Raw genomic sequence first — 20,775 nt, 5'->3', positions numbered from 1 at the left:
GCTTTCGCCCGCCCCCGCATCCTCGCCCTTACGCCCGCGCCGGGATGTTCAGCCCGCGCTGAACCGCCGGGCGCGCCAGACCCCGCTCCAGCCAGGCGGCGACGCGCGGGAAGTCGTTGAAGCCGACCAGATCGCCCGCCTCATAGAAGCCGATCAGGTTGCGCACCCAGCCCAGGATGGCGATGTCGGCGATGGTGTAGTCCTCGCCCATGATCCAGTCCCTGCCCTCGAGACGGCCTTCCAGAACCCCCAGCAGACGCCGCGACTCGGCGACGTAGCGGTCGCGCGGGCGCTTGTCCTCGAACTCGCGACCGGCGAACTTGTGGAAGAAGCCGACCTGACCGAACATCGGGCCGATCGAGGCCATCTGGAAGAAGACCCATTGCAGGGTCTCGTAGCGCGCCGCCGGATCGGCGGGCAGGAAACGCCCGGTCTTCTCGGCCAGATAGACCAGGATGGCCCCGGACTCGAACAGGGGCAGAGGCTTGCCGCCGGGACCATCGGGATCGATGATAGCCGGGATCTTGCCGTTGGGGTTCAGCGACAGATAGTCGGGCGTCCAGGTCTCGTTCTGGCCGATGTCCACCAGATGCGGCTCATAGGCCAGACCCAGCTCCTCCAGCAGGATGGAGACCTTCACCCCGTTCGGCGTCGGCAGGGAATAGAGCTGCAGCTGGTCGGGATGCTGGGCCGGATACTGGCGGGTGATCGGAAAGGCGGACAGGTCGGCCATGAGGCGCTCCGGTTGGCGTTGAGCGTCCTATGTCGGAAGCCGAGCCGTCCGCCGCAATAGCCACCGCGTCGGTGGCGGTCGATCAGACCTCGTCGCGCTCGTCCACCTCGGTCGGGCGCACGATGCGCAGCCAGCCTTCGGAAATGCGCAGGTCCGGCGCCGCCTCGCGGGTGAAGGGCAGATACCAGGTCGGTCCGCCTTCCTTGGGCGAAATCTCGAGCATGTCCGAGGCGCCGAAATTCTGCACCGACTTGACCGTGCCGACGACGGCGTCGTCCAGATCGCGCGCTTCCAGACCGACCAGATCGGTCAGGTAGAACTCGTCGTCCTCAGGCTCGGGCAGGCGGTCGCGCGGCACGAACAACTTCTGGCCGCGCGCGGCGTCGGCCTGCTCCTTGGTGGCGATCTCCTTGACCCTGGCCACCACGCCCGCCTTGTCCGGCCGCGCCGAGAGCAGGGTGATGGCGGGCGTTCCGTCGGCCTTCAGCAGGGGCTGGTAGGCCATCAGGGCCATAGGGTCGGCGGTGAAGGCGGTGATCCGCACCTCGCCCTTCACGCCGAAGGCGCCGCCGATCTGGGCGACGAGGATCATCTTGTTTTCGTCGCTCATCGACAGGCTCCGTTGCGCAATTCCATGCGCCAGATAGCAGAAAAGCAGCGCCTGGGATCGGACGCTGCTTTCCATTTCCGCATCCCGGCCGGAACCGGGAAGCCGAAGGGTTTAGCCCTCGGCGTTTTCTTCGGCGGCCGGAGCTTCTTCAGCAGCGGCTTCGACCGGGGCTTCTTCAGCAGCCGGAGCGTTCTTGGCGGCTTCAGCAGCGGCAGCGGCTTCTTCCTTGGCGCGGGCGGCGGCTTCAGCAGCCTCGACCTTGGCGGCGGCTTCAGCTTCCAGGCGGTCGGCTTCGCGCTGGGCGCGCTCGGCGGCGCGTTCCTGGGCCTTCTTGCCCGGCGTGCCCTTGTTCGGGTTGTTCGACTGGGTCCACTGAACCTTGCCGACCAGAACTTCGTCTTGCGACTGGCTGATGAAGCGCGCGACGCGGTCGGTCGGCTGAGCGCCCTTGGCCAGCCATTCCGAGATGCGGTCGGCCTTCAGCGTGACGCGCGGTTGGGCGCTGTCCTTGGGCAGCATCGGGTTGTAGCTGCCGACGCGCTCGATGAACTTGCCGTCGCGCGGAGCGTGCGAGTCAGCAACGACGATGTAGTAGTAGGGGCGCTTCTTGGCGCCGCCGCGGGCCAGACGAATCTTCAGCATTTTCAGTCTCTTTCTAGAAAATCGAAATCAGTTCTTTTTCGGGAAGCCCGGCAGGCCCGGAAGGCCCCCCGGAAGTTGTCCGCCGCCCAGGCCCGCAAGGCGGTCCTGAATGGCTTTCATTTCGTCGGCGCTGGGTTCGGCCATCTTGCCGCCGCCCAGGGCCTTGAGGCGGGCCATGTCGGGGCCGCCCATTCCAGGGAGGCCTGGCATTCCGCCGCCTCCGCCGAGGCCGCCCATCATGGCGGCCATCTTCTGCAGGTTCTTGCCGCCGCCCTTGGACAGCGACTTGACCATGTCGGCCATCTGCCGGTGCTGTTTCAGCAGGCGGTTGATGTCCTGGACCTCGACGCCGGCTCCAGCGGCGACACGCTTCTTGCGGCTGGCGTTCAGCAGGTCGGGCTTCTTGCGCTCGGCCTTGGTCATGGAGCTGATGATGGCTTCCTGACGGGCGATCATCTTGTCGTTGACGTTGCTGTCGGCCATCTGGGCCTTCAGCTTGGCCACGCCGGGCAGCATGCCCATGATGCCCTGAAGCCCGCCCATCTTCTTCATCTGCTGCAGCTGGGCGGCCAGATCGTCCAGATCGAACTGACCCTTGGCCAGCTTGCGGGCCATCTTTTCGGCCTTGGCCTGGTCCAGCTCGGTCGCGGCCTTTTCGACCAGGGCGACGATGTCGCCCTGACCCAGGATGCGGCCGGCGACGCGGCGGGCGTCGAAGACGTCCAGGGCGTCGACCTTTTCACCGGCGCCCAGATACTTGATCGGCAGGCCGGTGACGGCGCGCATCGACAGCATGGCGCCGCCGCGGCCGTCGCCGTCGGCGCGGGTCAGCACCAGGCCGGTCAGCGGCAGGCGCTCATGGAAGGCGGCCGCGGTGCGCACCGCGTCCTGACCCGTCAGGCTGTCGGCGACCAGCAGGGTCTCGACCGGATTGGCGACGCGGGCGACCTCGGCCACCTCGGCCATCAGGGCCTCGTCCAGCGTGATGCGGCCGGCGGTGTCGAGGATCAGGACGTCGAAGCCCTGGAGCTTGGCCGATTGCAGCGCGCGCTTGGCGATCTCGACCGCCGACTGGCCCGCCACGATGGGCAGGGTCGCGACCTCGATCTGCTGACCCAGGGTCGCCAGCTGCTCCATGGCCGCCGGACGACGCGTGTCCAGCGAGGCCATCATGACCTTCTTGCGGTCGAACTTGGTCAGGCGCAGCGCCAGCTTGGCCGAGGTCGTGGTCTTGCCCGAGCCCTGCAGGCCGGCCATCAGGATCACGGCGGGCGGCGTGGCGTTGGTGTTCAGCGGAACCGGTTCTTCGCCGCCCAGCATCTCGACCAGACCGTCATAGACGATCTTGACTACCTGATCGGCCGGCTTGACCGAACGGATGACCTCTTCGCCGGTCGCCTGTTCCTTGGCGCGGCTGATGAAGTCCTTGACCACCGGCAGGGCGACGTCGGCCTCGAGCAGGGCGACGCGGACTTCGCGCAGCGCTTCCTCGACATCCTTTTCGGACAGGGCGCCGCGGCCGGTGATCCGGTCGAAGACGCCTGTCAGTCGCTCGTTCAGAGCCTCGAACATTCAAAACCTTTCATGCGCGAACCCTGACCTCCATAGAGAAACGGCCTCTGGCGACGATCACGTCGGCAGAGGGTCCTCGCCTGCCTCGTCCCGATCAAGCGGGTGTCGTGCAGGTGGAGGCGCAGGTTCAATTGCGCCGGAAGCCGCGGCTTATGGAGCATCCGCGAGCAAATGTCGACTCTGCGGCGCGCGTCCAACAACCACACAAAGGGTTTCAACGTTGACCGTGGGGACTAGGCGGTTCGGATTCCGCTGATACGGTTCCGTTCCCAGCCTCCCCGCTGAAGGACGATGCGATGATCCAGGCCGCCGACGACCGACTGCGCGACGAGGTCCGCCTGCTGGGCGCCCTGCTCGGCGAGGTGATCCGCGACGAGGGCGGGCAGGAACTCTACGACCGGATCGAGGCGGTGCGGCAGGCCTCGGTGGCCTATCATCGCGACCCGGCCTCGCATGACGCTTCGCAACTGGAAGCCCTGCTGAAGGACCTGTCGCTGGACCAGGCCATCGGCCTGACCCACGGCTTCGCCGCCTTCTCCCTGCTGGCCAATGTCGCCGAGGACCGGGCGGGCAAGCGCCGGGCGCGCGAACAGGCCGAGGCCGGCGAACGCGCCGACACGCCCGAGGGCGCGTTGAAGCGGCTGGACGCGGCGGGCGTCGACCGGGCGGCGGTGCGCGACCTTCTGTCGGACGCCCTGATCTCGCCGGTGCTGACCGCCCACCCCTCCGAGGTGCGGCGCAAGAGCGTCATCGACCGCATCGCCGCCGTCGGCGCCCTGCTGGACGGCTGCGACCGCGACGGGATCGCCTGTTCGCCCACGGCGCTGAAGGCGGCCCTGCGCCGCCAGATCGTCATCCTGTGGGCCACGCGCCTGACCCGCGCCTCGGGCCTGGTGGTTCAGGACGAGATCAACACCGTTACCGACTGGCTGCAGCGCATCTTCCTGCACGTCGCCCCGGCCCAGCTGGCCGAATGGCGGACCCTGCTGGACGCGCCCGACCTGCCGCCCTTCCTGCGCATCGGCACCTGGGTCGGCGGCGACCGCGACGGCAATCCCAATGTCGACGCCGGGGTTCTGGCGGCCGCCTTCCGCACCCAGTCGCGCGCCGTGCTGCGCTTCTATCTGGAGGAGGTGAACGCCCTGGGCGAGGAGCTGAGCCTCTCTGCCGACCTGACCGCCGTCACCCCCGAGCTGGCGGCCCTGGTCGGAAGCTCCGGCGACGCCTCGATCCAGCGGGCGGACGAGCCCTATCGCCGGGCGCTGAGCCAAATCTACGCCCGGCTGTCGGCCACCCATCTGGCCCTGACCGGCGGTCCCGCCCCCCTGCCCGCCCAGTTCGAGGCCCCCGCCTATGAAGGCCCCGACGCCTTCCGCGCCGATCTGGCCGTCCTGCACGACAGCCTGATCCGTACCCACGGGGCCGTCTTCGCTGACGACCGGCTGGCGCGTCTGATCACGGCGGCCGACGTCTTCGGCTTCCACATGGCGACGCTGGACCTGCGCCAGAATTCCGACGTGCACGAGCGGGTCGTCGCCGACCTGCTGAAGGTCGCGGGCGTCTGTCCGGACTACGGCGCCCTGGACGAAGAGGCCCGGCTGACCCTGCTGGCCCGCGAACTGGCCGGACCGCGCCCGCTGTTTTCTCCGTATGCGGACTATGCGCCCGAGACCCTGAAGGAGCGCGCCATCCTGCAGGCGGCGGCGCAGGCCCTGACCGCCTTCGGCCCCCAGGCCATCCGCACCCACATCGTCTCCAAGACCGACGCGGCCTCGGACATGCTGGAGGTCTATCTGCTGCTCAAGGAGGTCGGCCTCTACGACCCCGCCGATCCCGCCGGCTGCCCGATCCAGGCCGCCCCCCTGTTCGAGACGATCGAAGACCTGCGCGCCTCGCAACCGACGCTGGAGCGGGTGCTGGCCGAGCCCTCGGCCCGCGCCGTGGCAACCGCGCGCGGGGTGCAGGAGGTGATGATCGGCTATTCGGATTCGAACAAGGACGGCTCCTACCTGACCTCGGGCTGGGAGCTGCACGAGGCCTCGCGCGCCCTGCTGGAGGTGACCCGCGCGGCGGGCGTACGGCTGCAGCTGTTCCACGGCCGCGGCGGCGCGGTCGGGCGCGGCGGCGGCTCCTCCTTCTCGGCCGTTCTGGGCCAGCCGGCCGGAACGGTGGCGGGCCGCATCCGCGTGACCGAACAGGGCGAGGTCATCGCCAACAAGTACGGCGAGCCGGAGGTGGCGCAGAGGAACCTCGACGCCCTGACCTGCGGGACCCTGCTGGCCTCGCTGGGGCCGCAGACCGACGGCGGCTACAGCGCCGAGCACGGCGCCACGGCCGCGCGCCTGTCGGCGGCCTCGATGAAGGCCTATCGCGCCCTGGTCTATGAGACGCCCGGCTTCGTCGACTACTTCCGCGCCGCCACCCCCATCGCCGAGATCGCCGACCTGAAGATCGGCTCGCGCCCGGCCTCGCGCTCGACCTCGACCGCCATCGAGGACCTGCGCGCCATTCCCTGGGTGTTCAGCTGGTCGCAGTCGCGGGTCATGCTGCCCGGCTGGTTCGGCTTCGGCTCGGCGGTTCAGGGCGAGAACCCCGACGAACTGCGCGACATGGCCGCCGCCTGGCCCTTCTTCCGCACCGTGGTCCAGAACATGGAGATGGTGATGGCCAAGGCCGACATGGCCATCGCCCGCCGCTACGCCGGACTGGTCCCCGACCCGGCGCTCGCCGAGCGCATCTACGGCGCCATCCGCGAGGAATGGGAGCGGACTCGCAACGCCGTCCTGTCGATCACCGGCCACGACGACCTGCTGGGCGGCCAGCCCGAGCTGGACCGGCTGATCCGCCAGCGCATGCCCTATGTCGAGCCGCTGAACCATGTGCAGATCGAGCTGATCCGCCGCCGCCGCGCCGGCGACGACGACCCCCGCGTGCGCAACGGCATCCTGCTGGCCATCAACGGCGTGGCGGCGGGTCTCAGGAACAGCGGCTGATCACAACCACCGGGTCCGCTTGAAGGTGATGTAGAGGCCGATGCAGATGACGGCGATCAGCCCCAGCACCGCCGGATAGCCATAGGTCCAGCGCAGCTCCGGCATATGGTCGAAATTCATGCCGTAGATCCCCGCCACCGCCGTCGGGGTGGCCAGGATGGCGGCCCAGGCGGCCAGCTTGCGGGTGATGACGCCCTGGCGCTGCTGCTCCAGCAGGTTGGAGACCTCAAACACCGTCGACAGGATATCGCGCAGCGCCGCCGTCCGGCTGGCGACGCGCCGCACATGGTCGGCCACGTCGCGGAAATAGGGGCGGACCTCGCGGTCGATGCAGGGCAGGTCCAGCGACTGCAGCCGGGTCGCCACCTCCTCCATCGGGCCAAGGATGCGGCTGAATTTCAGCAGTTCGCGGCGCAGCCGGAACAGGCGCTTGATGTCCGCCCGCGACAGGAAGCTGTCCAGCGCCCGCTGCTCCATCTCCAGCACGCTGTCCTCGATGGCGTCGACGATGGGGACATAGGCGTCGACGATGAAGTCCAGCACCCCGTGCAGGATGAAGTCGGCGCCGTGCTTCAGTTGCAGCGGCGAGGCCTCCAGCTGGGCGCGCAGCTGGGTGTGGGCGCGGGCCGAGCCGTGGCGGATGGTGATAACGTAGCGGGCGCCCACGAAGACGTGGGTCTCGCCGTACAGGATGGCGTCGTCGGATTTCTGGGCCGTGCGGGCGACGATGAACAACTCGCCGCCATAGACCTCGATCTTGGGCATCTGGTGCGCCGCCAGCGCATCCTCGACCGCCAGCGGATGCAGACGGAAACGACGCACCAGCCCCTCGAACTCCTCGTCCGTCGGTTCATAGAGGCCGATCCAGAGATACTCGCCCGGCTTGAGCCGCAGCCCCTCGTCGGTCAGCGGCGCCTCGCGAACGCGCTGACCGTCCTTGTAGACGTAGGAGGCGACAACGCTCATGCAGAGACCCCTTTCTGGGCCGCGGTCAGAAGGCTCCGCCTTCTCGACCCGACGCGGCCCGCGACACAGCCAAGGCTTACGCCACCTCAGCCGGAATAGAAAAGGGCCCGGCGGATCGCTCTGCCGGGCCCTTCCAATTTCAGCGCCTATCGGGCCTCAAGTAGCCCGAAGGGCGGTAGGCCCCTTAGGAAACAGGGAAGCCGCGCACCTTCAGCAGGGCCGCCACGTCGGGGTTGCGGCCGCGGAACTGGCGATAGGCCTCGCCGCGATCCGTGGTGTTGCCGGGCGCCAGGATGATCGACTTGAAGCGGCCGCCGATGTCCGGGTTGAAGACGTCGCCCGACTCCTCGAAGTAGGCCCAGGTGTCGGCGTCCATCACTTCCGACCACAGGTAGGAGTAGTAGCCGGCCGAATAGGCGTCCGAGGTGAAGAGGTGGTTGAACTGCGGCAGGCGGTGCCGCATCACCATCTCCTTGGGCATGCCCAGACGGTCCAGCGAGGCCTTCTCGAAGGCCGCGATGTCGGTCGGCGGCGTCGCCTGGGTGTGCAGGTCCATGTCGACCAGGGCCGACGACAGATAGCTGACCGTGGCGTAGCCCTGGTTGAAGGTCGAGGAGGCCTCGACCTTGTCCACCAGCGCCTGCGGCATCGGCTGCTTGGTCTCGACGTGCTTCATGTAGCCGTCGAGGATGGGGCGGCTCAGCACCCAGTGCTCGTGCACCTGCGACGGATATTCCACGAAGTCGCGCGGCGTATTGCCGAACGACGGATAGGTCACCACCGACGAGAAGTAGTGCAGGGCGTGGCCGAACTCGTGGAACAGGGTCTCGGCGTCGTCCAGCGAGATCAGCAGGGGTTGACCGGCCTCGGCCTTGACGAAGTTGTTGTTGTTCGAGGCCAGGATCGGCTTGGCGCCGGTCAGGGTCGAGAAGGACCGATAGGTGGTCATCCAGGCGCCCGAACGCTTGCCCGGACGGGCGAAGTCGTCGGCGTAATAGAGGCCGATCAGCTTGCCGGTGGCCTTGTCGGTGACCTCATAGGTGGTCACGTCGGGCTCGAAGGTCGAGACCGAACCCTTGGGCAGAGGCTTGAAGACGAAGCCGTACAGGCGCTCTGCCATGTAGAAGGAGGCCGCGCGCACCGCGTGCAGTTCGAAGTAGGGCTTCAGCTCGTTCTGATCGAGGTCGTACTTGGCCTTGCGGACCTTCTCGGCGAAGTAGAGGTAGTCCCAGGGCTCGATGTCGAAGCCGGCGATCGCCTTCATGTCGGCGACCTCTTCGGCGACGCGGGCCTTGGCCGGGGCCCAGACGCGCTGCATCAGCTCCATCGCCGCGGCCGGGGTCTTGGCCATGGTGTCCTGCATCCGCCATTCGGCGTGGTTGCCGAAGCCCAGCAGCCTGGCGCGCTGCTGACGCAGGGCGACGATCTGGGCGATGGTGGACTTGGTGTCGTTGGCGTCGCCGTTGTCGCCGCGCTTGACGAACTTCTTCCACACCTGCTCGCGCAGGGCGCGGTCGTCGGCGAAGGTCAGGAAGGGATCGACGCTGGAGCGGGTGTTGACGATGGCCCAGCCCTGGACGTTGCGCGAACGGGCGGCGGCGGCGGCGGCGGCCTTGTTCGAGGCGGGCAGACCCTTCAGGCCGGCTTCGTTGGCGATGACGGTCCAGGTGTTCTCATCGGCCACCACCTTCTGGCCGAAGCCGGTGAAGGCGTTCGACAGGGCGGTGTTGATGCGGCCCAGCTCGGCCTTTCCGGCGGCGTCCAGGGCGGCGCCGTTGCGCACGAAGGCGTCGCGGCTGCGCTCGGCCAGACGCTTCTGCTGGGCGTTGAGGCCCGCGGCGTCGGCGCCGTCGGCCACGGCCTTGATGCGCTGGAACAGCTTCTCGTTAAAGGTGATCTCATCCGAGGCGGCCGACAGGATCGGCGACAGCTCGGTCTCCAGCACGTCCCACTGCTCGCCGCCGATGTTCGAGGTCATGACGCTGAAGACGTTGATGGCGCGGTCCAGCGGCTCGCCGACCAGCTCCATCGCCACCAGGGTGTTGGCGAAGGTCGGGGCCTCCGGGTTGTTCGCGATCGCGGCCACGTCGGCGCGTTGCAGCTCGATGCCTTCCAGCACGGCTTCGCGCATCTTGGGCGCCGTCACCTTGTCCCACGGGGGCACGCCCTCATAGGGGCCGGTCCAGGGCTGCAGCAGTTCGGCGCGCGGCGTCGCGGCCGGCAGGACGGCGCGGCCGATGCGGGCTTCGTCGGCGGTCGAGAGGGCCGTGGCCGATCCGGTCATTGCGTTCTCCATGGCGCCGACGGAGGCGCAGCCCGTCAGGGCGAAGAGGCTCGCGCCCCCGATGAGAAGATGGCGTCTGTGCATCCGGTTCTCCCAACCTTTGAGCAGTGTCGCGCGACCCTAGGCGCGCTTGGCCGGGTCGTCACATGAAGCCGATGTAATCCTAACCATTGGACGACGGAACCCCGGCGGTCTAAAGCCCGCGTCATGGCGATAGGCGTTTTCGACTCCGGCGTGGGCGGACTGACGGTCCACCGCGAACTTGTGACCCGCTTTCCGACGCGGGACTTCATCTATCTGGGCGACCAGGCCCACGCCCCCTATGGCGGGCGCGGCGGCGAAGAGATCGTCGACCTGACCCGCGCGGGCTGCGAGCGTTTGTTCGAGGCCGGGGCCTCGGTGGTCGTTCTGGCCTGCAACACGGCCTCGGCCATCGCCCTGCGCCGCCTGCAGCAGACCTGGATTCCGGGGATGCGCGAAAAGCTGGGCCGGCCGGTCAACGTCCTGGGCATCATCGTCCCGACCATCGAGGCCGCCACCGGCCTGCCCTGGTCCTATGAGGCCGAACGCAACGGGCGGCTGGAAGGCGAGAAGAAGCAGGCGATCGACATCACCGGCGTCTTCTGCACCGCCGCCACGGCCATGAGCCGGGTCTATGAAATCGAGATCGACAAGCGCCGCGAGGACCTGGCCGTCTTCACCGAACCCTGCCCCGGCCTGGCCGGCCTGATCGAACTGGGCGCTCCGACCGAGGAGCTGAAGGTGGTGGTCGACGACCACGTCGACGCCCTGCGCCGCCGCATCGGCCGCCACCCGGACAAGGCCATCCTGGGTTGCACCCACTATGAGATCGTCGCCGATCTGTTCGCCGACGCCCTGCCCGCCGGGGTCCAGGTCATCAGCCAGCCGACCGCCGTGGCCGACTCGCTGGAACGCTATTTCGAGCGCCATCCGGAATACGACCTGGGCTCGTCCGGCCGCCGCGACTTCCTGACCACCGGCGCGCCCGGCCCGCAGTCGGACCTGATCGCCCGCTTCTGGGGCGCGCCCCTGACCTTTACCGCAGCCTGACTATTCGGCTGAACGGGCGCGGCGCTGGCCGAAGGTCGGCGCCCGTTCCTTCTGCTGCGCCCAATAGGCCGGGCCGTCGTCGGGCTTGAACATGGTGCGCGGCGTGCCCGTCCGGTCCACCACGGCGAAGGTATTGGTCGAAGCCTGATAATAAAGGGTGTCGCCGTTCGGCCGCTTGACCGTCTCGGTCCCGCGCGGCGCCGCCTCGGTGAAGGCCCGCACCTTTTGCAGGTATTCGTCCGCCGACTTCGCCCCGAAGGCCGCGCCGTTGCGCTCGTACAGGCGCTGGACCTTGGCGTCGGCGGTCTCGCGGCGATTGGCCGTGACCGGCGGCTTGACCTCGGGCGCCGCCTCGACCGTCTCGCTCTCGGACACCGCCGCCGAGATCAGGGCGACCGGCTCGGCCGCCGCCCGTTCGCGCGTCTGCACCGCCGAGCCGCCACTGTCGCAAGCCCCCAGAACCAGCGCCGCGAGCGCCGCCGTCGCCATCTGAATCCGCATGGGTCGTCCCTCCCTGAAAAACCCGCCGAACGCAGTTAGGCATAAACTATTTGTTCTGGCAATGTTCCGTAGTCGTCGCTTGGTCAAACACGGCTTTGTCTCGACGCCGTCATGCGGCGCCGCTAGAGATTCCTTCATGACCGCATCCTCGCTTTCCGGCCGCAAGGTCCTGCTGATCGTCGGCGGCGGCATCGCCGCCTACAAGGCGCTGGAGCTGATCCGTCTGCTGAGGAAGGCCGGGGTCGAGGTGATGACGGTGCTGACCCGGGCCGGAGCCGAGTTCGTCACTCCCATGTCGCTGGCGGCCCTGACCGGCCGTCCGGTGCGGCAGGACCTGTTCATGCCCGAGGACGAGACGGCCATGGGCCATATCGAGCTGTCGCGCTGGGCCGATCTGGTGGTGGTGGCGCCGGCGACGGCAGGCCTGATCGCCAAGGCGGCCAACGGAATGGCCGACGACCTGGCCTCGACCACGCTGCTGGCCACCGACAAGAAGGTGCTGCTGGCCCCGGCGATGAACGTGCGGATGTGGCTGCACCCGGCGGTGAGGGCCAATGTCGAGCGGCTGAAAGACTTCGACGGCTTCCACGGCGTCGCCGTGGTCGGCCCCGACGACGGCGAGATGGCCTGCGGCGAGTTCGGCCCCGGCCGCATGGCCGAGCCCCCCGTCATCCTCGACGAGATCGCCCGCCTGCTGGCCGGCCCCGACGGCCGCCCCCTGACCGGCAAGACCGCCGTCGTCACCGCCGGACCGACGTTCGAGCCCCTCGACCCGGTGCGCGGCCTGACCAACCGCTCCAGCGGCAAGCAGGGCTACGCCGTGGCCGCCGCCCTGGCCGAACTGGGTGCCGAGGTGACGCTGATCTCCGGCCCGGTGGCCCTGGACGCCCCCGTCGGCGTGACCCGTGTCTGGGTCGAGGCCGCCACCGAGATGAAGGCCGCCGTCGAGGCCCGTCTGCCCGCAGACATCGCGGTGATGAGCGCCGCCGTCGCCGACTGGCGCGTGGACGGGATCGCCTCGGGCAAGATCAAGAAGAAGCCGGGCGGCCCGCCGTCCCTGGCCCTGATCGAGAACCCCGACATCCTGGCCGGCGTCTCCGCCCCCGGTCCGAAGCGGCCGAAACTGGTGGTCGGCTTCGCCGCCGAAACCAGCGATCTGGAGGCCAACGCCCGCGCCAAGCTGTCGAAGAAGGGTTGCGACTGGATCGTCGGCAACGACGTCTCCGACGACGTCTTCGGCGCCGACGGCAACACCGTGACCCTGTTTACCCAGGGCGGCGCCGAGCCCTGGCCGCGCCAGTCCAAGACCGAGGTGGCGCGCAAGCTCGCCCGCCGCATCGCCGATCACTTCAAGGCCTGAGAGAAGTCCATGACCACCGTCCGCGTCGAACGCCTGCCCCACGCCGAGGGCCTGGCCCTGCCCGCCTATGAGACGACGGGATCGGCGGGCATGGACCTGCGCGCCGCCCTGCCCGCGTTCGAGCCGGTCGTGCTGCACCCCGGCGAGCGCAAGCTGATCCCGACCGGCCTTAAGATCGCGCTGGAGCCCGGCTATGAGGCCCAGGTCCGCCCCCGTTCGGGTCTGGCGCTGAAGCACGGCGTCACCTGCCTGAACTCGCCCGGCACCATCGACAGCGACTATCGCGGCGAGGTCGGGGTCATCCTGATCAACCACGGCCAGCTCGCCTTCGAGATCCAGCGCGGCGAACGCATCGCCCAGATGGTCATTGCCCCCTACGCCCAGGCCGTCATGGCCGAGGTCGAGGCTCTGGACGAGACCGCGCGCGGCGCCGGCGGCTTCGGCTCGACGGGGCGCTGACAAAACGGCACTTTACGAAACGCCACAGTTCAACCTAGCGTAGCAGTATGAATACGCTGGACCAACTCGTCTACTGCAGCCGCGCCCGGCTGAATCAAGAGCAAGCCGACGAGCAGATCGCCGACATCGTCCACGTCTCAACTTTCCGAAACGCCCGCGTCGGCATTACCGGCGCCCTGACCCTCAGGGGCGGCGCCTTTGTCCAGTTGCTGGAAGGCACCCCGACCGAGCTGGATATCCTTATGTTGCACCTGCATTTCGATGAGCGACATGAGGATATCGTCGTCCTGGCGCGCGAACAGATCACGCGACGCGCCTTCCCGATCTGGGGCATGACGGCCTCTCGGCCGGACCAGCGCGCGGCCCGCGACCTGGATCGTCTGATCGCAGAGCGCTCACCCCGCCTGGAGTCGTGGAGGCAGGCGATGAGCGCCGCATTCACGGCCTAGGCCCGACTCAACCTGCGGCCACGCCTCAGACCGTCGAACTGGGCGACGGCGAGGTGATCTCGCGGTGGAGCACCCGCTCGCGCCAGGCGGTGTAGAGACCGCTGCCGGCGATCAAGGCGGCCCCGATCAAGGTCGCCCCGGTCGGCGCGTCGTTCAGCAGCAGCCAGCCCAGAACCACGGCCCCGACCATCTGCAGATAGTCCAGCGGCGCCAGGAGCGAGACCGGGGCGTGTTGCAGCGAGGTTGTCATCAGCAGTTGGGCCAGCCCGCCCGCCAGTCCGCCTGCCGCCAGCACGGCCAGCACCAGCCAGCTATGGCTGTGGCCGTCGATCAGGGCCAGCCCCCCACCCACCAAGGCGCAGGCGATGAAGAACCAGAAGACGATGGCGGTCGCCTTCTCCGTCTTGCCCAGCTGGCGCAGGGTGACAGTCACCGAGGCCGCCACGAAGGCCCCGCCCAGCGCGAACAGCAGCCCGCCTAGGGGCGGCGCGCCCTCGGCGCCGGGCCGCACCAGGACCAGAACCCCCACGAAGCCCAGGATGACCGCCGTCCAGCGATGGCGTCCGACTTTCTCCTTCAGGACAAGGATGGACAGCAGGGTGGCGAAGATGGGGGCGGTGAAGCCGATGGTCGTGGCGTCGGCCAGGGGCAGCAGCCTCAGACCCTGAAAGATGAGCAGAATGCCGCTCACCCCCAGGGCGCAGCGCCAGACATGAACCATGGGCCGGCGGGTCGAGATCGCGGCCAGTCCCCCGCCGCTGTTCAGAATCCAGAACAGAACCACCGGCAGGCCGAAGATCGAGCGGTAGAAGACCATCTCGCCCGCCGAGACGGGTTCCATCGTCGCCGCCCACTTCATCAGGGCGTACATCAGGGAGAAGCAGAGGGCGGCGGCCGCCCGCAGCATCATGCCGTAGCTGCTTCCCTGTCTGACCCCTTGGCGGCTCATCCGCCGCCTCAGGCCTGACGGAAGCCGAGCACGTCCTGCATGTCGTAGAGGCCGGGGCGGCGGTTACGCACCCAGGCGGCGGCGGCCACGGCGCCCTTGGCGAACAGCGACCGATCGATGGCCGAGTGCGACAGGGTCAGCAGCTCGTCTTCCGACCCGAACAGGACCGTATGCTCGCCGATGACGCCGCCGGCGCGCAGGGACGCAAAGCCGATCTTGCCCGGCTCGCGCGGCCCGGTGATGCCGTCATAGGGGGCGGTCTTCAGGTCTTCCAGATCGCGGCCCCGGCCGTTGGCGGCGGCCTCGCCCAGCATCAAGGCGGTGCCCGAGGGGGCGTCCACCTTGCGTCGGTGATGGGTCTCCAGCACCTCGATGTCCCAGTCACGGCCGTCCAGGCGTTGCGCCGCGTGCTCGACCAGACCGATCAGGATGTTGAGGCCCAGCGAGAAGTTGCCGCTGCGGACGATGGCGATCTTCTCCGCCGCCGCCTCGATCAGGGCGTCCTGTTCCGGCGACAGGCCGGTGGAGCCGATGACCAGTGCCGGACCGCCGCGTTCGGCGCAGGCCCTCGCCAGATCGACCGAAGCCTCGGGCGTCGAAAAGTCGATGATGACGTCGCACAGGTTCAGGCCGGGCGTCTCGCCCCGGTCGAAGCGGGCGGCGACCACCACGTCCTCGCGGGCGTCCAGGACTTGCGAAACGGCGCGGCCCATGCGGCCCCGGGCGCCGGAGATGCCGGCGTGGAAGATGTCGCTCACGCGGCTGTTTCTTTCGAGTTCTCGGCGTCGCCGCCCAGGATGTCGGCCCAGAAGCGCTTGGCCTTGCCGGCGAAGGTGGTGTTGCGCGGGTTCTGGCTCTCTCCGAACGAGGCGGCCAGTTCCTGCATCAGCTCCTTCTGACGCGGGGTCAGGTCGGCGGGGGTCTCGACGAACAGCTCGACCACCAGGTCGCCGCGCTGGCGGCCGTTCAGGTGGGGCATGCCCTTGCCCTTGATGCGGATGGTCTTGCCGGTCTGGGCGCCGGCCGGCACCTCGACCGTGGCCTTGCACTTGCCGTCGCAGGCCTCGGAGACCAGGCAGGGGGCGTCGACCACGCCGCCGAGAGCCGCCACCGTCATCGGCACCGGCACCGTGACCAGCAGGTCCAGGTTGTCGCGCTCGAACAGTTCGTGGTCGTGCACCGACAGGAAGACATAGAGGTCGCCGCGCGGGCCGCCGCGCTGACCGGCCTCGCCCTCGCCCGACAGGCGGATGCGCGAGCCGTCGTCGACGCCGGCCGGGATCTTCAGGCTGAGCTGGCGGTTCTTGCGGACCTGGCCGTGGCCGTGACAGGCGTTGCAGGGGTCGGAAATCATCTCGCCCGAGCCGCCGCAACGGGGGCAGGTGCGTTCGACCTGGAAGAAGCCGTTGGCCTGGCGCACGCGCCCGGCGCCGCCGCAGGTGGAGCAGATGCTCGGCTTGGTTCCGGCCTTGGCACCCGAGCCGTCGCAGACCTCGCAGGTCATGGTGGTGGGCACCGCGATCTCGACCTCGGCGCCCTTGTAGGCCTGCTCCAGGGTGATCTCGAGGTCATAGCGCAGGTCCGAGCCGCGACGCGGTCCGCCCTGCTGCTGACGCCCGCCCCGGCCGCCGAAGGCGTCGCCGAATGCGTCGCCGAAGACCTGGGAGAAGATGTCGTTGATGTCGTGGAAACCTTGCCCGCCGCCGCGTCCGAACGGGTCGCCGCCGCCGGCGCCGCCGTTCACGCCCGCATGACCGAACCGGTCATAGGCCGCACGCTTCTGATCGTCCGACAGCACCGTATAGGCCTCGGAGATCTCCTTGAACTGGGCGAGGGATTCCTCCGAGCCGCCGTTGCGATCCGGGTGGTGGATCATGGCCAGCTTGCGATAGGCCGACTTCAGGCCCGCAGCGTCGATGGTCCGCTCGACCCCCAGAATCTCGTAATAGTCACGCTGCGCCATCAGGCGTTCGTCCTCTTACTTTCCCGCTGCGTACGCCGTCCCCGTTAAGCCGAAGATCGTGCGTTCGCGAATGACCGATTGACCATGCCTGCTGACATGGGCGCCCGGTCGAATGATGCAAGTTTTATGAAACGGCCCCGCCTGCCGTCTGGCAAGCGGGGCCGGTCGTCTTCAATCGCGTTTCGTTACGCGTTCTTCTTGTCGTCTTCGTCCGAGACTTCCTCGAACTCGGCGTCGACCACGCCGTCGTCGGCGGGGGCTTCTTCCGAAGCGCCGTCTTCACCGGCGCCCTGCTGGGCGGCGTACATGGCCTCGCCCAGCTTCATCGAGGCCTGGGCCAGGGTGTTGGTCTTCTCGCGGATGGCTTCGGGGTCCGAGCCGTCCTTGGCCGACTTCAGCTCGTCCAGGGCCGACTGGATGGTCGCCTTGGTCGCCTCGTCGATCTTGTCGCCGTGCTCGGCCAGGGCCTTCTCGGTCGAGTGGATCAGGCTGTCGGCGCCGTTGACGGCCTCGACCAGTTCCTTGCGGACCTTGTCGGCGGCGGCGTTGGCCTCGGCTTCCTTGACCATCTTGTCGATGTCGGCGTCCGACAGGCCGCCGTTGGCCTGGATGCGGATCGACTGTTCCTTGTTGGTCGCCTTGTCCTTGGCGGTCACGTGCACGATGCCGTTGGCGTCGATGTCGAAGGCGACCTCGATCTGCGGCATGCCGCGCGGCGCCGGCGGGATGCCCATCAGGTCGAACTGACCCAGGACCTTGTTGTCCGACGCCATCGGACGCTCGCCCTGGAAGACCCGGATCGTCACGGCCGACTGGTTATCGTCGGCGGTCGAGAAGACCTGGCTCTTCTTGGTCGGGATGGTGGTGTTGCGTTCGATCAGCGGGGTGAAGACGCCGCCCAGGGTTTCGATGCCCAGGGTCAGCGGGGTCACGTCCAGCAGCAGCACGTCCTTGACGTCGCCTTGCAGAACGCCGGCCTGAACGGCGGCGCCCAGGGCCACGACTTCGTCAGGGTTCACGCCCTTGTGCGGCTCCTTGCCGAAGAAGGCCTTCACGGCTTCGACGACCTTGGGCATGCGCGTCATGCCGCCGACCAGAACGACTTCGTCGATGTCCGAGGCCTTGAGGCCCGCGTCCTTCAGCGCCTTGGCGCAGGGGTCGATCGTGCGCTGGATCAGGTCGTCGACCAGGGCTTCCAGCTTGGCGCGCGACAGCTTGATGTTCAGGTGCAGCGGGCCCGAGGCGTTCATGGTGATGAACGGCAGGTTGACCTCGTACTGCGACGTCGAGGACAGCTCCTTCTTGGCCTTCTCGGCCTCTTCCTTCAGGCGCTGCAGGGCCAACTTGTCGGTCCGCAGATCGACGCCCTGCTCCTTCTTGAACTCGTCGGCCAGGTAGTCAACCAGACGCAGGTCGAAGTCCTCGCCGCCCAGGAAGGTGTCGCCGTTGGTCGACTTCACCTCGAAGACGCCGTCGCCGATCTCCAGGATCGAGACGTCGAAGGTGCCGCCGCCCAGGTCATAGACGGCGATCTTCTGGCCTTCGTTCTTCTCCAGGCCATAGGCCAGGGCGGCCGCGGTCGGCTCGTTGATGATGCGCAGGACTTCCAGGCCGGCGATCTTGCCGGCGTCCTTGGTCGCCTGACGCTGGGCGTCGTTGAAGTAGGCCGGAACGGTGATGACGGCCTGGGTCACGGTCTCGCCGAGGTAGGCCTCCGCGGCCTCCTTCATCTTGCCGAGGGTGAAGGCCGAGACCTGTTGCGGCGAATAGTCCTTGCCGTGGGCGCGCACCCAGGCGTCGCCCGTCGGGCCCTTGACGATCTCGTAGGGCACCATGCCCTTGTCCTTGGCCACCACCGGGTCATCGAAATTGCGGCCGATCAGGCGCTTGATGGCGAAGAAGGTGTTGGTCGGGTTGGTCACCGCCTGGCGACGCGCAGGCTGGCCGACGAGCACTTCGCCGCTGTCCTGGATCGCCACGACCGACGGGGTCGTGCGGTTGCCTTCGGCGTTTTCGATGACCTTGGGGTTCTTGCCGTCCATGACGGCGACGCACGAGTTGGTCGTGCCGAGGTCGATGCCGATAATCTTGGCCATGAGCTTGTCTTTTCACTCCTTGCGGCGGGCGATGCGGCGGCCTTCGAAAAGCGCCGCGCGTGACCGCCCCCAGTTGGGCTGAAAGCCGTTCCGGTCGTCCGGTCGGGCAGGTTGAATGGTTTCGGTCGAAAGCCCCAGGAACTTCGGGGCTTCTTCCAGACTGGCCCGGATATGGGAAAGACCGCAGGGCCTGCAAGGGTTTCGTGCGGTTCGGGACGGATTCGGTGGCGTTTCCCGCCATGAACCCTCTCCCGATGGGAGAGGGAGGGGCCCGCCGCTGGCGGCGGGAGGGTGAGGGGCGGCGGCCTCAGTCGGCGAAAGCCGTGGCGACGGTCCCTGCGACGGCTCACGCCGAGGGACGCCGACGACCCTCATCCGGCCCTGCGGGCCACCTTCTCCCATCGGGAGAAGGGTCTTAGATGAGGGAACATGTCCTCACCCCGCGAAACTCCGACCGGCCTGCCCGGCTTTCGCCTGTGGCCGGGCGCGCTGGACGCCGCCGCGCAGAAGGCTCTGCTGGCCGAGGTGCTGGAGGCGGCCGAGGCGGCGCCCTTTTATCGCCCGGTGACGCCCGGCGGGCGGCCCTTTTTGGTCGAGATGACCGGGATGGGGCCTCTGGCCTGGGTCTCGGACCGGGCGGGCTATCGCTATCAGCCGACCCATCCGCTCACCGAACAGCCCTGGCCGCCGATGCCGCAGACCCTGCGCGACCTGTGGGATGTCCTGACCGGCTGGCCCGCCCCGCCCGACGCCTGTCTGGTCAACCTCTATCGCGGCGAGGCGAAAATGGGCCTGCATCAGGATCGCGACGAGGCCGACCTGACCGCCCCCGTCCTGTCGGTGTCGCTGGGCGATACGGCCATCTTCCGCATCGGCCCGGCCGAGGGCGGTCGGACCCACAGCCTGAAGCTGGCCTCCGGCGACGTCTGCGCCCTGACCGGCCCCGCCCGACTGGCGCGGCACGGGATCGACCGGCTGCTGACGGGCTCGTCGCAGCTGGTCCCCGGCGGCGGGCGGATCAATCTGACGCTGCGCCGCGCCCGCTGAACGGGACTCGACGAAACCGCGAAAGCCGGGCCACAGTCGCGCCTTCAACCAGCCGGAGACCCTTGATGTCCCTGATCACCCGGCCCGAGGGCCTGAGCGCCGACCAGATCGCCCCCAGCCGCCGCAGCCTGGGGGTCGCGGCCCTCGGCGGCGTCGCCTTCGCCACCTACGCCCCCGCCGCCCTCAGCCAGTCGGCCCAACCGCTCACCACCGACAGCGCCGGTCTGGTCACGTCGACCGTCTCCTTCCCCGCGCCCGACGGCTTCGAACTGCCCGCCTATCTGGCCCGGCCCGAGGGCGACGGCCCCTTCCCCGTCGTCATCGTCGTGTCCGAGATCTTCGGCGTGCACGAGTACATCCGCGACGTCTGCCGCCGCCTGGCCAAGGCCGGCTACGCCGCCGTCGCCCCCGCCTTCTTCGTCCGCGTCGAGGACCCCGCCCCGCTCAGCGACATGACGCGGATCCAGCAGATCGTCGCCGCCGCCGGACACCAACAGGTCATGGGCGACGTCGGCGCCACGCTGGAATGGATCGGTCTTCAGTCCTGGGCCCGGTCGGACCGGGTCGGCATCACCGGCTACTGCTGGGGCGGCAAGGTGGTGTGGCAGGCCTGCGCCCGCTTCCCCGCCCTGGACGCCGGAGTCGCCTGGTATGGACGCCTCGCCCCGTCGGCCACGGCTACGGACGAACAGAAGGCAGCGGGCCGCCCGTGGCCCGTCGATCTGGCCGCCGACCTCAAGGCCCCGGTGCTGGGCCTCTACGGCGGTCAGGACGGCGGCATCCCGGTCGCCAGCGTCGAGGCCATGCGCGCGGCGCTCACTGCGGCTGGCAAGACCGACAGCGAGATCATTGTCTATCCCGACGCCCCGCACGGCTTTCACGCCGACTACCGCGCCAGCTACCGCGAGGCGGATGCGAAGGACGGCTGGCGGCGGTTGCTGGCGTTTTTCGAGGCCCGCTTGAAACACTGACCTAAAACCCGCTCATCCCGGCGGACGCCGGGACCCAGTGAGAGCCCCACGCGCAGGCCGCAGCCAAAGGACTGGACCCCGGCGTCCGCCGGGGTGAGCGGGAATAGTT

Annotated in this window: 18 protein-coding genes; 7 read left to right on the top strand and 11 right to left on the bottom strand. The window is 68.6% G+C overall.

Annotated elements, in window-relative coordinates; translation table 11 throughout:
• Positions 1 to 28: 28 nt before the first annotated feature.
• From ACREEF_RS00090 to ffh, 4 genes are all read right to left on the bottom strand, one after another.
• Positions 29 to 733, bottom strand: coding sequence for a glutathione S-transferase N-terminal domain-containing protein (locus ACREEF_RS00090; protein WP_431563582.1), 705 nt, complete (start codon positions 731 to 733; stop codon positions 29 to 31).
• 82 nt (positions 734 to 815) lie between these two features.
• The gene (gene rimM, locus ACREEF_RS00085) at positions 816 to 1,349 is read right to left on the bottom strand and encodes a ribosome maturation factor RimM (RefSeq protein WP_431563670.1); all 534 of its coding nucleotides are present in this window, start codon (positions 1,347 to 1,349) and stop codon (positions 816 to 818) included.
• A gap of 105 nt (positions 1,350 to 1,454) precedes the next feature.
• Positions 1,455 to 1,985: a 30S ribosomal protein S16 gene (gene rpsP / locus ACREEF_RS00080; protein ID WP_431563581.1), complete on the bottom strand. Its 531-nt coding sequence runs from the start codon at positions 1,983 to 1,985 to the stop codon at positions 1,455 to 1,457.
• Positions 1,986 to 2,012: 27 nt separating this feature from the next.
• Positions 2,013 to 3,557 (bottom strand): signal recognition particle protein, encoded by a 1,545-nt coding sequence (ffh, locus tag ACREEF_RS00075; RefSeq protein WP_431563580.1) that lies wholly within the window; start codon positions 3,555 to 3,557, stop codon positions 2,013 to 2,015.
• A 296-nt stretch (positions 3,558 to 3,853) separates the two neighbouring features.
• Between ffh and ppc the strand changes: the two genes are divergently transcribed.
• Positions 3,854 to 6,550: a phosphoenolpyruvate carboxylase gene (gene ppc / locus ACREEF_RS00070; protein WP_431563579.1), complete on the top strand. Its 2,697-nt coding sequence runs from the start codon at positions 3,854 to 3,856 to the stop codon at positions 6,548 to 6,550.
• Here ppc and corA read toward each other — a convergent pair whose 3' ends face one another.
• Both corA and ACREEF_RS00060 read right to left on the bottom strand, forming a co-directional pair.
• Positions 6,551 to 7,516, bottom strand: a complete 966-nt coding sequence (gene corA, locus ACREEF_RS00065; protein WP_431563578.1) for a magnesium/cobalt transporter CorA — start codon at positions 7,514 to 7,516, stop codon at positions 6,551 to 6,553.
• 184 nt (positions 7,517 to 7,700) lie between these two features.
• Positions 7,701 to 9,884 (bottom strand): M3 family metallopeptidase, encoded by a 2,184-nt coding sequence (locus ACREEF_RS00060; RefSeq protein WP_431563577.1) that lies wholly within the window; start codon positions 9,882 to 9,884, stop codon positions 7,701 to 7,703.
• A 123-nt stretch (positions 9,885 to 10,007) separates the two neighbouring features.
• On the opposite strand from ACREEF_RS00060, the gene ACREEF_RS00055 reads away from it, so the two are divergent.
• Positions 10,008 to 10,871, top strand: coding sequence for a glutamate racemase (locus tag ACREEF_RS00055; RefSeq protein ID WP_431563576.1), 864 nt, complete (start codon positions 10,008 to 10,010; stop codon positions 10,869 to 10,871).
• Here the strand turns inward: ACREEF_RS00055 and ACREEF_RS00050 are convergent, their stop codons facing one another.
• Positions 10,872 to 11,372: an S-type pyocin family protein gene (locus tag ACREEF_RS00050; RefSeq protein ID WP_431563575.1), complete on the bottom strand. Its 501-nt coding sequence runs from the start codon at positions 11,370 to 11,372 to the stop codon at positions 10,872 to 10,874. It lies immediately after the preceding gene.
• A gap of 136 nt (positions 11,373 to 11,508) precedes the next feature.
• Between ACREEF_RS00050 and coaBC the strand changes: the two genes are divergently transcribed.
• The 3 genes from coaBC to ACREEF_RS00035 are packed head-to-tail and all read left to right on the top strand — an operon-like array spanning position 11,509 to position 13,640.
• On the top strand, positions 11,509 to 12,732 hold the full coding sequence (gene coaBC, locus ACREEF_RS00045; RefSeq protein ID WP_431563574.1) for a bifunctional phosphopantothenoylcysteine decarboxylase/phosphopantothenate--cysteine ligase CoaBC: 1,224 nt from the start codon (positions 11,509 to 11,511) through the stop codon (positions 12,730 to 12,732).
• A 9-nt stretch (positions 12,733 to 12,741) separates the two neighbouring features.
• Positions 12,742 to 13,191, top strand: coding sequence for a dUTP diphosphatase (gene dut, locus ACREEF_RS00040; RefSeq protein ID WP_431563573.1), 450 nt, complete (start codon positions 12,742 to 12,744; stop codon positions 13,189 to 13,191).
• Positions 13,192 to 13,238: 47 nt separating this feature from the next.
• Complete coding sequence (locus ACREEF_RS00035; protein WP_431563572.1) at positions 13,239 to 13,640, top strand: BLUF domain-containing protein; 402 nt, start codon at positions 13,239 to 13,241, stop codon at positions 13,638 to 13,640.
• Positions 13,641 to 13,665: 25 nt separating this feature from the next.
• On the opposite strand, the gene ACREEF_RS00030 is transcribed toward ACREEF_RS00035, so the two are convergent.
• From ACREEF_RS00030 to dnaK, 4 genes are all read right to left on the bottom strand, one after another.
• On the bottom strand, positions 13,666 to 14,589 hold the full coding sequence (locus tag ACREEF_RS00030) for a DMT family transporter (protein WP_431563571.1): 924 nt from the start codon (positions 14,587 to 14,589) through the stop codon (positions 13,666 to 13,668).
• Between the two features lie 8 nt (positions 14,590 to 14,597).
• Positions 14,598 to 15,347 carry a 4-hydroxy-tetrahydrodipicolinate reductase gene (gene dapB, locus ACREEF_RS00025; RefSeq protein ID WP_431563570.1) on the bottom strand — a complete coding sequence of 250 codons (750 nt, stop codon included), beginning with the start codon at positions 15,345 to 15,347 and terminating at the stop codon, positions 14,598 to 14,600.
• On the bottom strand, positions 15,344 to 16,552 hold the full coding sequence (gene dnaJ, locus ACREEF_RS00020) for a molecular chaperone DnaJ (RefSeq protein ID WP_431563569.1): 1,209 nt from the start codon (positions 16,550 to 16,552) through the stop codon (positions 15,344 to 15,346). Before dnaJ ends, dapB begins: the two co-directional genes overlap by 4 nt.
• Positions 16,553 to 16,737: 185 nt before the next feature.
• Positions 16,738 to 18,648 carry a molecular chaperone DnaK gene (dnaK, locus tag ACREEF_RS00015; RefSeq protein ID WP_431563568.1) on the bottom strand — a complete coding sequence of 637 codons (1,911 nt, stop codon included), beginning with the start codon at positions 18,646 to 18,648 and terminating at the stop codon, positions 16,738 to 16,740.
• A gap of 429 nt (positions 18,649 to 19,077) precedes the next feature.
• Here dnaK and ACREEF_RS00010 point away from each other — a divergent pair, with 429 nt between their 5' ends.
• Complete coding sequence (locus ACREEF_RS00010; protein ID WP_431563567.1) at positions 19,078 to 19,695, top strand: alpha-ketoglutarate-dependent dioxygenase AlkB; 618 nt, start codon at positions 19,078 to 19,080, stop codon at positions 19,693 to 19,695.
• A gap of 65 nt (positions 19,696 to 19,760) precedes the next feature.
• The gene (locus ACREEF_RS00005; protein WP_431563566.1) at positions 19,761 to 20,666 is read left to right on the top strand and encodes a dienelactone hydrolase family protein; all 906 of its coding nucleotides are present in this window, start codon (positions 19,761 to 19,763) and stop codon (positions 20,664 to 20,666) included.
• Positions 20,667 to 20,775 lie beyond the last annotated feature (109 nt).

Source organism: Brevundimonas sp., from assembly GCF_050729455.1.
In the GTDB taxonomy this organism is placed as follows: Bacteria; Pseudomonadota; Alphaproteobacteria; order Caulobacterales; family Caulobacteraceae; genus Brevundimonas.
The sequence above is the reverse complement of the archived record's forward strand: the minus strand, read 5'-3'. Positions and strand labels throughout refer to the sequence as shown.

Bases quoted from the DNA above. Each gene is read 5' to 3' on its own strand.
- dnaJ (WP_431563569.1), bottom strand. From the start codon at position 16,552: ATGGCGCAGCGTGACTATTACGAGATTCTGGGGGTCGAGCGGACCATC.
- dut (WP_431563573.1), top strand. From the start codon at position 12,742: ATGACCACCGTCCGCGTCGAACGCCTGCCCCACGCCGAGGGCCTGGCC.
- ACREEF_RS00090 (WP_431563582.1), bottom strand. From the start codon at position 733: ATGGCCGACCTGTCCGCCTTTCCGATCACCCGCCAGTATCCGGCCCAG.
- ppc (WP_431563579.1), top strand. From the start codon at position 3,854: ATGATCCAGGCCGCCGACGACCGACTGCGCGACGAGGTCCGCCTGCTG.
- rpsP (WP_431563581.1), bottom strand. From the start codon at position 1,985: ATGCTGAAGATTCGTCTGGCCCGCGGCGGCGCCAAGAAGCGCCCCTAC.
- ACREEF_RS00035 (WP_431563572.1), top strand. From the start codon at position 13,239: ATGAATACGCTGGACCAACTCGTCTACTGCAGCCGCGCCCGGCTGAAT.
- ACREEF_RS00005 (WP_431563566.1), top strand. From the start codon at position 19,761: ATGTCCCTGATCACCCGGCCCGAGGGCCTGAGCGCCGACCAGATCGCC.
- ACREEF_RS00055 (WP_431563576.1), top strand. From the start codon at position 10,008: ATGGCGATAGGCGTTTTCGACTCCGGCGTGGGCGGACTGACGGTCCAC.
- dnaK (WP_431563568.1), bottom strand. From the start codon at position 18,648: ATGGCCAAGATTATCGGCATCGACCTCGGCACGACCAACTCGTGCGTC.
- ACREEF_RS00060 (WP_431563577.1), bottom strand. From the start codon at position 9,884: ATGCACAGACGCCATCTTCTCATCGGGGGCGCGAGCCTCTTCGCCCTG.
- ffh (WP_431563580.1), bottom strand. From the start codon at position 3,557: ATGTTCGAGGCTCTGAACGAGCGACTGACAGGCGTCTTCGACCGGATC.
- coaBC (WP_431563574.1), top strand. From the start codon at position 11,509: ATGACCGCATCCTCGCTTTCCGGCCGCAAGGTCCTGCTGATCGTCGGC.
- corA (WP_431563578.1), bottom strand. From the start codon at position 7,516: ATGAGCGTTGTCGCCTCCTACGTCTACAAGGACGGTCAGCGCGTTCGC.
- ACREEF_RS00030 (WP_431563571.1), bottom strand. From the start codon at position 14,589: ATGAGCCGCCAAGGGGTCAGACAGGGAAGCAGCTACGGCATGATGCTG.
- ACREEF_RS00010 (WP_431563567.1), top strand. From the start codon at position 19,078: ATGTCCTCACCCCGCGAAACTCCGACCGGCCTGCCCGGCTTTCGCCTG.
- ACREEF_RS00050 (WP_431563575.1), bottom strand. From the start codon at position 11,372: ATGCGGATTCAGATGGCGACGGCGGCGCTCGCGGCGCTGGTTCTGGGG.